General features: G+C 40.9%; 15 protein-coding genes. 11 read left to right on the top strand and 4 right to left on the bottom strand.

Features of this window, described 5'->3' with window-relative positions:
- Positions 1 to 74: 74 nt before the first annotated feature.
- The 5 genes from ACYH0L_RS11350 to ACYH0L_RS11330 all read left to right on the top strand — a co-directional run bounded on the left by ACYH0L_RS11350 (position 75) and on the right by ACYH0L_RS11330 (position 4,180).
- Positions 75 to 956, top strand: a complete 882-nt coding sequence (locus tag ACYH0L_RS11350) for a YitT family protein (RefSeq protein ID WP_099726621.1) — start codon at positions 75 to 77, stop codon at positions 954 to 956.
- Positions 957 to 1,091: 135 nt separating this feature from the next.
- Positions 1,092 to 1,868 (top strand): metal ABC transporter ATP-binding protein, encoded by a 777-nt coding sequence (locus ACYH0L_RS11345; protein WP_099726622.1) that lies wholly within the window; start codon positions 1,092 to 1,094, stop codon positions 1,866 to 1,868.
- Positions 1,868 to 2,728 carry a metal ABC transporter permease gene (locus ACYH0L_RS11340; protein WP_099726623.1) on the top strand — a complete coding sequence of 287 codons (861 nt, stop codon included), beginning with the start codon at positions 1,868 to 1,870 and terminating at the stop codon, positions 2,726 to 2,728. The genes ACYH0L_RS11345 and ACYH0L_RS11340 overlap by 1 nt, the downstream gene beginning before the upstream one ends.
- Positions 2,706 to 3,134 carry a zinc uptake transcriptional repressor Zur gene (gene zur, locus ACYH0L_RS11335; RefSeq protein ID WP_099726624.1) on the top strand — a complete coding sequence of 143 codons (429 nt, stop codon included), beginning with the start codon at positions 2,706 to 2,708 and terminating at the stop codon, positions 3,132 to 3,134. The genes ACYH0L_RS11340 and zur overlap by 23 nt, the downstream gene beginning before the upstream one ends.
- Positions 3,135 to 3,274: 140 nt before the next feature.
- Positions 3,275 to 4,180, top strand: coding sequence for an ROK family protein (locus tag ACYH0L_RS11330; RefSeq protein WP_230030399.1), 906 nt, complete (start codon positions 3,275 to 3,277; stop codon positions 4,178 to 4,180).
- Here ACYH0L_RS11330 and ACYH0L_RS11325 read toward each other — a convergent pair.
- A complete protein-coding gene (locus ACYH0L_RS11325) occupies positions 4,177 to 4,755 on the bottom strand; it encodes a 5' nucleotidase, NT5C type (protein WP_099726626.1) in 579 nt (192 codons plus the stop codon). The two genes, ACYH0L_RS11330 and ACYH0L_RS11325, sit on opposite strands and share 4 nt — an antisense overlap.
- Positions 4,756 to 4,894: 139 nt before the next feature.
- Here ACYH0L_RS11325 and ACYH0L_RS11320 point away from each other — a divergent pair, with 139 nt between their 5' ends.
- Positions 4,895 to 5,257, top strand: a complete 363-nt coding sequence (locus tag ACYH0L_RS11320; protein WP_008342359.1) for a DUF308 domain-containing protein — start codon at positions 4,895 to 4,897, stop codon at positions 5,255 to 5,257.
- Between the two features lie 42 nt (positions 5,258 to 5,299).
- Here ACYH0L_RS11320 and ispG read toward each other — a convergent pair whose 3' ends face one another.
- A complete protein-coding gene (gene ispG / locus ACYH0L_RS11315; RefSeq protein ID WP_099726627.1) occupies positions 5,300 to 6,415 on the bottom strand; it encodes a flavodoxin-dependent (E)-4-hydroxy-3-methylbut-2-enyl-diphosphate synthase in 1,116 nt (371 codons plus the stop codon).
- A 105-nt stretch (positions 6,416 to 6,520) separates the two neighbouring features.
- Complete coding sequence (locus ACYH0L_RS11310; protein WP_099726628.1) at positions 6,521 to 6,823, bottom strand: hypothetical protein; 303 nt, start codon at positions 6,821 to 6,823, stop codon at positions 6,521 to 6,523.
- Between the two features lie 238 nt (positions 6,824 to 7,061).
- On the opposite strand from ACYH0L_RS11310, the gene ACYH0L_RS11305 reads away from it, so the two are divergent.
- The gene (locus ACYH0L_RS11305; protein WP_099726629.1) at positions 7,062 to 7,607 is read left to right on the top strand and encodes a GNAT family N-acetyltransferase; all 546 of its coding nucleotides are present in this window, start codon (positions 7,062 to 7,064) and stop codon (positions 7,605 to 7,607) included.
- A gap of 75 nt (positions 7,608 to 7,682) precedes the next feature.
- On the opposite strand, the gene ACYH0L_RS11300 is transcribed toward ACYH0L_RS11305, so the two are convergent.
- Positions 7,683 to 8,456, bottom strand: coding sequence for a DUF1189 domain-containing protein (locus ACYH0L_RS11300; protein WP_099726630.1), 774 nt, complete (start codon positions 8,454 to 8,456; stop codon positions 7,683 to 7,685).
- A 143-nt stretch (positions 8,457 to 8,599) separates the two neighbouring features.
- Between ACYH0L_RS11300 and ACYH0L_RS11295 the strand changes: the two genes are divergently transcribed.
- The 4 genes from ACYH0L_RS11295 (at position 8,600) to ACYH0L_RS11280 (ending at position 13,548) form a co-directional block, all read left to right on the top strand.
- Complete coding sequence (locus tag ACYH0L_RS11295) at positions 8,600 to 9,085, top strand: DUF456 domain-containing protein (RefSeq protein ID WP_099726631.1); 486 nt, start codon at positions 8,600 to 8,602, stop codon at positions 9,083 to 9,085.
- A gap of 187 nt (positions 9,086 to 9,272) precedes the next feature.
- Complete coding sequence (gene sodA, locus ACYH0L_RS11290) at positions 9,273 to 9,881, top strand: superoxide dismutase SodA (RefSeq protein WP_099726632.1); 609 nt, start codon at positions 9,273 to 9,275, stop codon at positions 9,879 to 9,881.
- A 122-nt stretch (positions 9,882 to 10,003) separates the two neighbouring features.
- Entirely contained in the window at positions 10,004 to 11,290 is a 1,287-nt protein-coding gene (locus tag ACYH0L_RS11285) for an MFS transporter (protein ID WP_099726633.1), read from the top strand.
- A gap of 122 nt (positions 11,291 to 11,412) precedes the next feature.
- The gene (locus tag ACYH0L_RS11280; RefSeq protein ID WP_099726785.1) at positions 11,413 to 13,548 is read left to right on the top strand and encodes a peptidoglycan D,D-transpeptidase FtsI family protein; all 2,136 of its coding nucleotides are present in this window, start codon (positions 11,413 to 11,415) and stop codon (positions 13,546 to 13,548) included.
- Positions 13,549 to 13,580 lie beyond the last annotated feature (32 nt).

The following is a 13,580-nucleotide window of genomic DNA, read 5'->3' as shown; positions in this document are numbered from 1 at the left end:
CTCTGTGAAATGATAAAATAGTAAAGAGTATAAAATGTTCATTGAAAATTTAACAAGTGTAGAAGGGAGAACGTATGGCAAATAGTAAACAGCATAGAAAGGAATCAGTGCCTCATTTTATTATGAGAATTTTTCTGATTCTAGTAGGAGCTGCATGTGCAGCAGTCAGCATTGAATTATTTTTAGTGCCAAACAATATTATTGATGGAGGCATCATCGGCATTTCGCTTATTTTGGATTATCTCTTTACAGATAACCCATTTATTAATTTTGCGACGATTGTTGTCATTTTGAATATTCCATTTATGATATCAGGATACAAACATATTGGGAAAACCTTTCTCATTTCCACTGTGATTGGGATTGTCAGCTTAGCCGTGATTGAATCTTCACTCCATCATGTAGAGGCATTTACAAATCAGCCGATCTTAGCCACTGTATTTGGAGGACTGTTACTAGGATTTGGCGTTGGACTCGTCATTCGGAATGGAGGCTCAATGGACGGAACAGAGATCTTAGGAATTCTTCTGACGAAAAAAATTCCTTTCTCCGTCGGTGAGTTTGTCATGATCGTCAATGTGTTCATTTTTATTTGGGCAGGCTTTGTCTTCGGACCAGAGCAGGCTATGTATTCTGTCATGACATATTATTTGGCAATGAAAACAATTGATGCTGTCATTCAAGGACTTGATGAAACAAAAGCTGTCATTATCGTGTCGGATTATTATGATGAAATTTCAGATGCAATTCTTCATCGTCTTGGCAGGGGAACGACAAAGCTTAGAGGAAAAGGCGGCTATACAGATGAAGAGAAAGATGTCATCTATGCCGTTGTCACAAGGCTTGAAATTACAAAGCTGAAATCCATTGTGTTTGAAATTGATGGTCAAGCATTTATTACGATTATGGATACACATGAAACAAAAGGCGGTAAGTTTAAAACAGCCATTCATTAGCTTTTATTTTACTTTTTTATTTTTCTTTTATATAATGAGACGTATGTATGGAAAAAGAAAATGGCTCTTGCCATTTTCTTTTTGTTGTATAAATCGTAATCATTCTTTTTATATTGATTAAAGGTGGAAAGATTCATGGCAAAGCCGATTATTGAAATGAAAGACATTTCGTACTCGTATGGACAGCGAAATGTCATTGATCACATTCATTTAACAGTAGAGGAAGGGAATTTTCTGGCACTCGTTGGACCGAATGGATCTGGTAAAACAACCTTATTAAAATGCCTGCTTGGGCTCATTAAACCGCAGCAAGGTGAATTAAAGCTATTTGGCACGCCTGTTTCGAAATTTAGAGACTGGGATCAAATTGGATTTGTTTCACAAAAGGCGAATAGTTTTAATACTGGTTTCCCTGCTTCTGTGTACGAGGTCGTCGCAAGTGGATTGACGGCGAAAATTGGTTTATTCAAACGAATGAGTAAGCAGGATAAATGGCAAGTTGAAGATGCCATTCGCTCAGTTGGCATACAAGATTTAAAGCACCAAAACATTGGAGAGCTTTCAGGCGGTCAGCAGCAGCGTGCATTTATTGCCCGTGCGCTCGTCAGTCAGCCAAAGCTGCTCATTTTAGATGAACCGACTGTTGGAGTGGATCAACGAACAGTAGAAGGCTTTTATCAGCTGTTAGAAACATTGAACAAAGAAAAAGGAATGTCTTTAATTCTCGTCACACATGACGTTGGAACCGTCTCTGATAAAGTCACCCATGTGGCTTGCTTAAATCAGAGCCTTCATTTCCATGGAGATGCGGAGACGTTTGATTCAATGGATGATCAGGCGTTATCTCAATTTTACGGACATGACATTCAAGTAATTCATCACGACCATCACCATCATGGGGGACATGAATAATGCTATTTCCATTTTTTCATTATGAATTTTTACAAAATGCATTTATTGCAGGAATGCTGATCGGTTTTATTGCGCCCTTACTTGGTGTATTTATTGTCGTGAGAAGGCTTTCACTTATTGCAGATGCCCTCAGTCACGTGTCACTTGCGGGGATTGCAGCGAGTCTATTCCTTGATAAAAAGTTTGGACTGCTGACAGGGGTTAGCCCGCTGTACTTAGGGATGGCTTTTTCTGTCGCCGGCTCATTGTTTATTGAACGTCTGCGATCTGTATATAAGCATTATCAGGAACTGGCGATTCCAATTATCTTATCAGGTGGTATTGGGATTTCTGTCATTTTCATTTCACTAGCGAATGGCTTTAATACAGATTTGTTTAGTTATCTGTTCGGAAGTGTCAGTGCGGTTTCGAGACTGGATCTTTGGATTATTGTTGGGATCTCACTCGTTGTTGTGTTAGTTGTTGTGCTTTTATATAAAGAATTGTTTTTGCTTTCTTTTGATGAAGAGCATGCAAAGGCTTCTGGTATTTCAGCAAAATGGATTCATTTTATTTTTATCTTAGTCGTTGCACTCGTCATTGCGGCATCGATGCGTATCGTAGGTACACTGCTTGTGTCCGCGCTCATGACGCTGCCTGTTGCGGCAAGTATTCGGATTGCCAAAGGGTTTAAACAGGCGATTTTCCTTTCGATCTTGTTCGGTGAATTGTCTGTCATGATCGGATTGATCTTAAGCTATTATCTTGATTTAGCGCCGGGCGGAACCATTGTGATGCTGTCCATTTTGATTTTAATCGGATGTATTAGTATTGGAAAATTCAGAAGGGGGAATCATCATGAACGTACAAGAAGCGCTTGATTTATTAAAGGAAAAAGGCTACAAATATACAAGCAAACGTGAAGATATGCTTCAATTGTTTTCTGATTCTGACAAATACCTAACAGCTAAAAATGTGTTAACGTCATTAAGTGAAGACTACCCGGGTCTTAGCTTCGATACGATTTATCGAAACCTTTCCTTATATGAAGACCTTGGGATATTAGAGACAACGGAATTGTCAGGGGAGAAGCTATTCCGTTTTAAATGTTCATTTTCCCATCATCATCACCACTTTATTTGTCTTGCATGCGGTAAAACAAAGGAGATCGATGCGTGTCCTATGGACAAGCTTGAAGCCGATCTAGAGAATTATCACATTAGCGGACATAAATTTGAAATATACGGTACGTGTCCTTCCTGCGAACCGAAGGAAGTTCACTCGTAAAAAGCCAGCCGCGAAGCTGGCTTTTTTGTTTGTCTTTTTGAAAACGTTTTACAAAGGTCAGCTGCTTCATTAGAATGAGATCAGGCAGGTCATACGCTCAAGCAATCTTGAGTCTTTTGGAATATAGGGAGGGGTCAAAAGTGGCATATTATGTCGTGTTCGATGCAGGCGGAACGAGAACAAAACATGGTTTAATGGATGAGGATGGGGAGCTGATCACTGGCGGTGACTATGAAACGAATTGCTGGCAGCTTGAACCGTTTTTAGAGGCAATGGAGGACGTGGTCAAGCAATATAAAAAGGCTCGAGATGTCAGCGGAATCGCCATCAGTCTTCCAGGGTTTGTGGACAGTCAAACGGGTTTTACGGAATTTGCAGGAGCAATCATTGCCTTAAATGGTCAAAATGTAAAAACGCTCTTAGAAGAAAAAACATCTCTTCGTGTCGAAGTGGAAAATGATGCGAACTGCGCAGCCCTGGCAGAAAAATATAGTGGTCATGCGATAGATTGTGACAGCTTTATTTGTATGACGATTGGTACAGGTGTTGGCGGCGGTATTTTTGCTGGAGGTCAGCTTGTTCGCGGGGCCTTCTTTCGCGGCGGTGAATTTGGCATGATGCTGACAGAAACAGAAAGCGGCCAGTTTACGACACTCAACAGCAGTGCTTCAACGGCTGGATTAATTCGAAGCTATAAAGAAAAGCAAGGAATTTCGCAAAGTAAACAAATAGACGGTCAAGCGATATTTGATAAGGCAAAGCATGATCCGTCTATTGAGAAGCTGGTGGATCAGTGGTACAAACGAATAGCCATTGGTATTTACAATGTAGCAACTGTCCTCAATCCAGAGAAAATTCTCATTGGCGGCGGGGTGAGTGCAAGGCCGGATTTGATTCCAAGCATTGAGAAACATTTACATACACTGCATGCCTGGAAGAACATTCAGGTGAAGCTGGAAGCATGCTACTATTTGAATCAGGCTGGCATGAAGGGGGCACTGTACCATTTTTTAATGAAAGAAGGACATCTTGATACACTACATTAATAAGCAGTTTGCAGACGCTGTTCGTATTGTTTAATCCATTGAGACGCTTCTTTCCAGTTATTGACGCGAATGATTCTATCGTCAATTGGCATTTGATTATAAGGTGAGTTAAAAAGAATGACCGGAATGTCAGCCTCTTTTGCAATCATTGTGGCATTGCCATGATGATCCTCGAAAAACACATCAATCTTGTGCTTTTGAACAGCTTCCAGCTTGTGATGACCGCCAACTAGCTCAATGTCATCATAGTGCACGTGATTTTCTTGAAACCACGTGTAGGTGACATCTGTGTGATGCTGCCTTCTTGCTGTGATATAAATCAGTTTGTGGTGATGTTTCATTTGATCGAGGATCTCTTTTGCACCCTCAGCAGGCTTCGCCTGTTTATAAATAAGAGGCTCATGCTGATCCATCCAGCCCCAAAATTCTTCATTTGAAATCTTTAAGAGCTTCGTCAAATCATATTCTGTCATATCATCTAGTGTAATGGCACATTGAAACGACTCATTTAAGTAGGGAACAAAGGTGTCCTGCGCCGTCACTGTGCCATCAATATCAATTCCTAAACGTAACATGCCCACACTCCTCATATTTATACTCTTAAAGTGTAACATAATCAATTCACAATTCCAGCAAGTTTTAGCAAACATGAAACAGACATTTTTGCTCATACTAAAAAAGCTCCTTTCTATTAACCACAAGGGGGAATTGATCATGGAAAGAGACGAGGATTTCAGAAGAAATGATCGTGAAATCGACACACACTTTAGTAATGATGATGGCTATTTAGAGGAAACAGCTGCTGAAATAGCAGAGCCATATCAGGCATCAAGAGATCGAGAAGACAGACGAGAACGTGACCATGTAGGTGACGATTCAGGCAGTAAGGGGATAGGCTATACAGCACTCGCGATTGCGATTATCTCATTATTTGTCTTGCCGGTGCTATTAGGGGTAGCGGCAATCGTCGTTGGTTATATTGCAAGAAGAAAAGGAGCACATGCGCTTGGCGCGTGGTCAATCGGGATCGGAATTGTTTCCGTCATCCTTGGCATATTTATCACCCCGTTCTTTTAACAAGAACAGAAAAACGCCTGACAGTGACGTCAGGCGTTTTTGCTATGCGTTCGCTTGTTTTTCTTTTTCAGCTTCCATTTTCGCATAGTGTTCTTCAGCGATTTTATCGATTTCTTTTTTCAGCTCTTCGACCATTGTTTCTTCTGGTACTTTACGCACAATTTCACCTTTACGGAACAATAGGCCTTCGCCTCTAGCGCCTGCGATTCCGATGTCAGCCTCACGTGCTTCACCTGGACCGTTTACAGCGCAGCCGAGAACAGCCACTTTAATCGGTGCTTTAATTGTAGAAATATATTCTTCGACTTCATTTGCAATGCTAATGAGATCAATTTCAATTCGGCCACAAGTTGGGCAGGAGATCAGTGTTGCTGCATTTGATGCAAGACCAAATGATTTCAACAATTCACGTGCTACTTTTACTTCTTCAACTGGGTCAGCACTTAATGAGATGCGGAGTGTGTTACCAATCCCCATATTCAAGATAGCGCCAAGTCCAGCTGCACTTTTGACTGTACCTGCAAATAACGTACCTGATTCTGTAATCCCAAGGTGAAGAGGATAATCAAAGGCTTTTGCCGCTTTTTCGTACGCCTCAATTGCAAGGTTAACATCAGATGCTTTCATACTGACAATAATGTCATGAAAGTCTAGGTCTTCTAGAATTTTAATGTGATGCAGTGCACTTTCGACCATGCCATCTGCTGTTGGGTAGCCGTATTTATCAAGAATTTTTTTCTCTAATGAACCGGCGTTTACCCCAATACGGATTGGAATGCCTTTTTCTTTTGCTGCTTTCACAACAGCTTCGACTTTTTCTCGTCTGCCGATGTTTCCTGGGTTGATGCGGATTTTGTCTGCACCTGCTTCAATGGCTTTCAGTGCAAGTTTGTAGTCAAAATGTATATCGACAACAAGCGGGATGTTAATTTGTTTTTTAATATCCGCAATCGCATTTGCTGCACGCTCATCAGGGCATGCGACACGCACGATTTGACAGCCTGCTTCTTCTAAACGTTTAATTTCAGCTACTGTCGCTTCGACATCATGTGTTTTGGTTGTTGCCATACTTTGAATGACAACCTCATTATTTCCACCTATAGTTAAAGGTCCCACTTTGACGGGACGCGTTTTAGTACGATGTGTGACTTCACTCACTTGTCAATCGCTCCTTAGTGTACACGCAATCATTTGTCATGTACGACGTGTTTTACATTTCATATTGTAACAGTCTCTTTGTATGAATGACAAGGAATTAACGTTTTATCTCTTATACACCGGAAACTTATATGTGCTGCCTGCCCGAATTTCATTTGCTTTGACGCCTTGATTCAGCTCTTCAAAATCTTCAATGACTTCATCAAGTGGCTTGCTTGTATGGACGATGGAGACGACGGTTTCACCTTGTTTCACAGTGACGTTCTTATATGCTTTTTTCTCAGCTTGTTGAAAGGCATTTGCAGGGACAGCTGGAGCATCCTCAACAGGGATGGTGCCATTTTTTAAATCAAAAAAAATAATAAAGAGAACAAACAAACTGATTAGTAAAAAAATAATACGCCGCATTTCACTCACCGCTTTTAAGAGTTTACTTCAGTGTATGCATGTCCTGAAATGATAGAACCAAAAAGAGGAGAAAAGCTGGAAAGGGTGGTTCTAGTTAGTTCTAGTAAGTCTTGTAATGAAAACCACTGGGGTAGTTAGTGTGGGTTTGTGAATTTTGTTTGAGCTGAAGTGCCACATGATGAATAGGTGCGCTTTCTCATATGGCCATTATGATAAAATAAAAGAAGGGGGAGAGTTTATGAAGAAAATAGGTCAGCATATATATGTGAGAACGCTAACAGAAAATGATGCAGAATCACTATTAACACTTGAACTCGAAAATCGCGCATATTTTCAGCAATTTACACCTTTGGTCAAAGATGATTTTTTCGGGTTATCTCGTCAAATTGAACGGATTCAGCGCAGTATGCAACGATGTGCACAAGATGAAGCTTACATGCATGGTATTTTCTTAAATGAAACAGATGCCTTAGTCGGAACGATCTCACTAAGTTCTGTCGAAAGAGGACCTATTGAAGGGGCCATGCTTGGATATGTTCTCGATCAAAATCAAGGCGGGAAGGGATATATGACAGAGGCCATTCGTTTGATCATTGATTATGCCTTTTATGAACTGCACCTCCATCGTATTGAGGCTGGAGTAAAGCCGGATAACATTGGTTCCATTCGTGTGCTTGAAAAGACAGGTTTTGAAAATGAGGGACTCAATCGTAAAAAAGTAAAGATTAATGGCGTGTGGGAGGATCACTATTTGTTTGCGATCATCCATCCAGATGAGGCATAGAGCATGAACATACATAAAAAGCTCCTCCAAGTCGGGGGAGCTTTCAGCGTGTAGACAAACCCTTGTTGTAACTACTCATTTACTTTTGACAAGTGGTTTATTTTTAGCGGGTATCTCTTTGACGACAAGATATAAGAAGATGAAGTTAATGACCCAATTTAATAAAAATGAGTTTGCAACTGGGGTGTTTAACGCACTCATAATGGCGAAAAAGACCGTCGTTAACGTGAGTGAATAGGCTGAGAGCTTCCACAGCATTTGGAAGGAAAGCTCTTTTTGCTGCATCCGTTTAATAAATGTACCAAGCATTGCAAGGAATGTCGCGCTGATGAACATGAGAGCCGCAGTTGATAGATACAGCAGCACACAAATGACTGGGATAATGATCGCTTGATTCTGGTTTATGACGCGAGCGAGTTCATCTTTTGTGAGCGTCCCGCCAAGGAGCTGGTATGGGATATCTGTCATTTGTCCATCAATGGCAATCACTGCTTTTTCTTTTAATAAAGCAATAGCCGTTTGTTTTGTTTCAAGCTCACTTGTTTTTATTTTTTCAGCAGGGTCAAAGATGATCGTGATGCCGTTCTCTTCTTTCTCTATCGGTGCACTTTGATCAGCTTGAAGCGTTCCTTTTTCGATTGAAAAGTCGGGTAAATCCTTTTTGATCACATGCTGAAATCCTGACATCGCATTCGAAATATCCTGACTCATATGATAACCCTGAGGAACAGCTGCGATGATCGAAAGGATAAAAATGAACAAAATCGCTTTTCCAATCCCTGTAAACCGTGCTCTGGCAACATCTTTTGGTGAGTAAATTCCTTTTAATAATAGACTAAATACGTTCAACCGATTCACTTCCTACATTCTTTTCTATTTCTCACATTGTATCAATGTCTATCCATCTAGTACAAGTACGGCCTTCATAGCTGGTTAAGATAGAAGGAATGAGGCATAATGTAAACAGCATATAAAAAGGAGGCGGCAGTGACTTGGACGTGCTGTATTGGATTCTGATTGGCTGTGCATTTATCATTGCGTTTGTTGGACTTGTCTATCCAATTATTCCTAGTGTTGTTTTTATGGTTCTTGGATTTATTCTATATGGTTTCTTTTTCACCTTCGAGCCGCTTACGCTGACGTTTTGGCTCATTCAAGCCATGTTTACAGCCGTATTATTTGCGGCAGATTATGTCTCAAACCTCATTGGAGTGAAGCGTTTTGGCGGCAGCCGGGCAGCCATTTGGGGAAGCACCATTGGGTTATTAATCGGTCCTTTTGTCATTCCCATTGCAGGCATTATCATTGGTCCATTTATAGGAAGTGTCATTGCAGAGCTTCTCGTTCATCAAAAAGATATGAAGACAAGTGTGAAAGTAGGGTTAGGCTCATTAATTGGGTTTGTATCGGGTGTGTTTGCCAAAGGATTGATTCAAGCACTGATGCTTGGAATCTTTTTATTTTATGTGCTTCGCTAAATCGAGAAATGGTGTTTAAAACTTTTTCTAAAGGGCTAAATACACAATAAACACTGAAATGTTTCAGATCATGAGCAATAACGTTGAAACAAGCCGTTTCTTTTGATACTCTTTGAGTAGGGTGAATTGCTTACTTACTAACTAAGGAAGCATTTCAGTACATACATTTCTAAGGAGGAATTTTACCATGGCTTTTAAACTTCCAGAATTACCATATGCTTACGATGCATTAGAACCACATATCGACAAGGAAACAATGACGATTCACCACACAAAACACCATAACACTTACGTAACAAACTTAAACAAAGCAATCGAAGGTGTATCAGCTCTTGAAGATCAATCAATCGATGAGCTAGTGGCTAACCTAAACTCTGTGCCTGAAAACATTCGTACAGCTGTACGTAACAACGGCGGAGGACATGCTAACCACTCATTATTCTGGACGCTTCTTTCACCAAACGGTGGCGGCGCACCAACTGGTGAACTTGCAGATGCAATCGAAAAAGAATTAGGCGGGTTTGAAAAATTCAAATCTGATTTCGCTGCAGCAGCTGCAGGGCGCTTTGGTTCTGGTTGGGCATGGCTTGTTGTGAACAATGGCAAACTTGAAATCACAAGCACGCCAAACCAAGATTCTCCTTTAACTGAAGGAAAAACACCAATTCTAGGACTAGACGTTTGGGAGCATGCTTACTACCTAAACTACCAAAACCGTCGTCCTGATTACATTTCTGCTTTCTGGAATGTTGTGAACTGGGATGAAGTAGCTCGCCTTTACAGCGAAGCTAAATAAATCATTTGATTCGAAAAGACCTGCTCTGAAAAGAAGCGGGTCTTTTTATATTTTCCCTCCTTTTTTTACATATCTGCCTTTTGATGAGACAGACTATTGTGTAGAAAAGGAGAATGAAATGTATGAGCAGATTAAAGAAAATGTTCGGGGACATGGATGTCACAAGAGATTTATTGCTCCTCCTCACGATTGGTGGATTATACGCACTTGCCATTGCGCTTTCGAATACGTTTGTAAACGTGTATTTATGGAAACAGTCTGGGAAATTCACAGATCTTGCGATTTATAACCTGGCGATTGTTGTGCTTCAGCCCATTACCTTTTTATTCGCTGGTCGGCTCGCTAAAAAAATAGATCGGGCGTTTGTTCTTCGTTTTGGTGTGATCTTCTTAGCCGCTTTTTACTTAATTGTTTTAATAGCAGGAGAACAAGCGGCCGCGCGGCTTGTTTTATTAGGAAGTGTCCTTGGGATCGGCTATGGTTTCTACTGGCTTGCTTTTAACGTGCTCACTTTTGAAATCACAGAGCCTGAGACAAGAGATTTCTTTAATGGATTTCTAGGGGTGCTCACATCTACAGCTGGCATGATCGGTCCACTGATCGCGGGTATTGTCATTTCTCAATTAACAGATGATACGGGCTATACAGTGATTTTTACTTTATCGCTTATTTTGTTTTCATTAGCGGTTGTGATGAGTTTTTTCCTTAAGAGAAGGCAGTCAAAAGGGAAATTTATGATCAAGCAAATTTGGAAAGAACGCCATGCGGACGAGAATTGGCGTAAGATTACAACGGCTCACTTTTTTCAAGGGCTTCGTGAAGGTGTGTTTGTCTTTTTAATTAGTGTCTTTGTGTTTATTGCGACAAACAGTGAGCTTGCTCTAGGGACATTTGGTTTAGTAAATTCAGGTGTTGCCTTTTTTGCTTATTTCTTCGCTACACGTTTGATTAAGAAAAAATGGCGGAAGAAAGCCATTATGCTTGGCGGGCTTATTTTATACGGCGCCTTATTTCTGATTATTTTTCACTTGTCCTATGTATCGCTGCTCATGTATGCAGTGGCCATAGCGATAGGGTATCCGCTCCTTCTTGTTCCTTATGTATCCTTAACATATGATGTGATCGGTCATGCTAGGTATGCAAGAAAAGCCCGAATTGAATATATTGTGGTCAGAGAGCTATTTTTAAATGCCGGCCGTATTTGTTCCATAGTCTTATTTCTTTTGTCTGTCACCCTACTAGGTGATGAGCTCGGCATTCCTGCTTCACTTGTAGTGCTTGGAGCGGGGCACACACTCATTTATTATTTTGTGAAAGATATTCATTTAAAAGAAAAAACAGCGGATATGAAAGAGACTGACGGTCAAAAGCCAGTATCTCACACGAACCTTATCAAGGGAGAAAGGTAAAATTTCTTACCAATGGAACATCAAATTTCTAGATAAATCATAGAAAAACCGCTAAAATGATGATGGCACCTTTTATACACAAAAAGGGGTGCCATTTCTTTCTTGATAGAAAAGGTGATGTGATGAGAAACAAGAAAAACAAAAAAGACGCGAAGGAAGGGCGCAAAACACTTCCAATCCGGCTGAATTTATTATTTTTGGCTGCGTTCATTATTTTTACTGGTGTTGTGGTTAGACTTGGGTTTGTGCAGATTGTCAATGGAGAGGATTATAAAAAGCAGGCAGAAAAACAAGAGGATGTGAATGTCAGCTCATCTGCTCCGCGCGGAAAAATTTATGATCGAAACTATAACACGATTGTCAGCAATAAAGCGCTAAATGCCATTACATATACGAGAACCTCGACGACTTCACAAGAAGAGCGGCTCAAAGTGGCTACAAAATTAGCGGATATGATTCATGTGAGTACGAAAAAAATCACAGACCGTGACAAAAAAGATTTCTGGATCTTAACACATCCGAATGAAGCAAAAAAGCTTGTTCAAAAGGAATCAGAATTAAAGGGTGACGATAAGGTTTCTGATGATAAACTATATGAGCTTCAACTGAAACGCATCACAGACAAGGAATTAAATCAACTGACGAAAAAAGATTTGCAAGTGCTAGCGATTAAAAGGCAGATGGATGCAGGCTATGCACTCACGCCTCAATTCATTAAAAATGAAGATGTGAAGCCAAGCGAAATTGCTTACGTCTCTGAGCATTTGGACGAGCTGCCAGGCGTTGATGTCACCACAGACTGGTCGCGCAGCTATCCTTATAAAGGACTGCTCCGCAGTATGCTCGGCAGTGTGTCCTCAAGTGATGAAGGTCTTCCGCAGTCACTCCTTGAACATTATCTATCACTCGGCTACAGCCGAAATGACCGTGTAGGAAAAAGCTATCTTGAATATCAATATGAAGATGTTTTGCAGGGCCAAAAGGAAAAAGAACAGAGTACAACCGATAAAGAGGGCAATGTCACAAGCTCTAAAGTCTTAACAGAAGGAAAGAGCGGGAAAGACCTTGTGCTCACAATTGATATTCAGCTGCAAAAAGCCGTTGAAAAAATCATTGAAAAGAACTTGAGAAGTGCGAAGCAAAGAGGTGGAACAGAGCTTCTTGACCGTGCGTTTGTTGTGATGATGGACCCGAGAAATGGAGAGGTTCTCTCGGTTGCGGGTAAACAGATTACAAACAAAAACGGAAAATACAAATTCGATGACTACGCACTAGGAACCATGACATCATCGTATGCGATGGGATCAGCAGTGAAAGGGGCAACTGTACTGACAGGATATAAAACAGGCGCGCTTCATATTGGAAGCACCCAGTATGATGAACCGCTCTATATCGCTCAGTCACCGCCAAAGAAATCCTATCAAAATATGGGACTCATTAATGATTTAACGGCACTAGAGCGTTCTTCTAACGTGTATATGTTCAAAACAGCAATTGCCATTGGGAAAGGGGAATATCGTAAGAATCAGCCGCTCCCAATTGATACGAAAGCATTTGATACGTTCCGCTACAATTTCAGTAAATTTGGTCTTGGGGTTGAAACGGGCATCGATCTGCCAAACGAAGCAACTGGCTACCGAGGAACGTCTACACAATCTGGTCTTTTACTTGACTATGCGATTGGACAATATGACACGTTTACACCGCTGCAAATGGCGCAGTACGTCTCAACGATCGCAAACGGCGGTTATCGTTTACGTCCGCAGCTAGTAAAAGAAGTCAGAGAGCCCGATCCGCAGCGCGGAATTGGAGCCGTGACGGAATCCGTTAAGCCGGATGTATTGAATAAGCTTGATATGACAAGTGATGAGATCAAGCGTGTACAGCAAGGCTTCAAGCTTGTGATGCAAAATCCAAGAGGGACAGCCTATTCAAACTTTGGCGACAAAAAGTACAATCCAGCTGGCAAAACAGGGACCGCTCAATCATTCTATGACGGCCCAATTAAAAGCAAACGCGGCACACCGACATATAACACAACACTTGTTGCGTATGCGCCTGCTGATAATCCAGAAGTGGCCATTTCCGTCGTTGTACCGTGGGTGTATCAAGACTACAACCAGCGCTATCCGATTACGAATGATATTGGTGAACAAGTATTAGACAAATACTTTGAACTGAAATCAAAACAGGAAAGCAATGATACACAAGCGAAAAACAAAAATAAAATTGAAAATGAAGCAGAAACAAATGACTAGACCTTTACTAGGTAAAAACGCTCACTTTTTGT

Source organism: Bacillus sp. MC1252 (genome assembly GCF_056838025.1).
This window is presented reverse-complemented; position numbering and strand designations above follow the sequence as displayed.

Excerpts from the sequence above, each read along its gene's own strand:
- ACYH0L_RS11350 (WP_099726621.1), top strand. The coding sequence starts at position 75 with ATGGCAAATAGTAAACAGCATAGAAAGGAATCAGTGCCTCATTTTATT.
- ACYH0L_RS11345 (WP_099726622.1), top strand. The coding sequence starts at position 1,092 with ATGGCAAAGCCGATTATTGAAATGAAAGACATTTCGTACTCGTATGGA.
- ACYH0L_RS11340 (WP_099726623.1), top strand. The coding sequence starts at position 1,868 with ATGCTATTTCCATTTTTTCATTATGAATTTTTACAAAATGCATTTATT.
- zur (WP_099726624.1), top strand. The coding sequence starts at position 2,706 with ATGAACGTACAAGAAGCGCTTGATTTATTAAAGGAAAAAGGCTACAAA.
- ACYH0L_RS11325 (WP_099726626.1), bottom strand. The coding sequence starts at position 4,755 with ATGTTACGTTTAGGAATTGATATTGATGGCACAGTGACGGCGCAGGAC.
- ACYH0L_RS11320 (WP_008342359.1), top strand. The coding sequence starts at position 4,895 with ATGGAAAGAGACGAGGATTTCAGAAGAAATGATCGTGAAATCGACACA.
- ACYH0L_RS11310 (WP_099726628.1), bottom strand. The coding sequence starts at position 6,823 with ATGCGGCGTATTATTTTTTTACTAATCAGTTTGTTTGTTCTCTTTATT.
- ACYH0L_RS11305 (WP_099726629.1), top strand. The coding sequence starts at position 7,062 with ATGAAGAAAATAGGTCAGCATATATATGTGAGAACGCTAACAGAAAAT.
- sodA (WP_099726632.1), top strand. The coding sequence starts at position 9,273 with ATGGCTTTTAAACTTCCAGAATTACCATATGCTTACGATGCATTAGAA.
- ACYH0L_RS11285 (WP_099726633.1), top strand. The coding sequence starts at position 10,004 with ATGAGCAGATTAAAGAAAATGTTCGGGGACATGGATGTCACAAGAGAT.
- ACYH0L_RS11280 (WP_099726785.1), top strand. The coding sequence starts at position 11,413 with ATGAGAAACAAGAAAAACAAAAAAGACGCGAAGGAAGGGCGCAAAACA.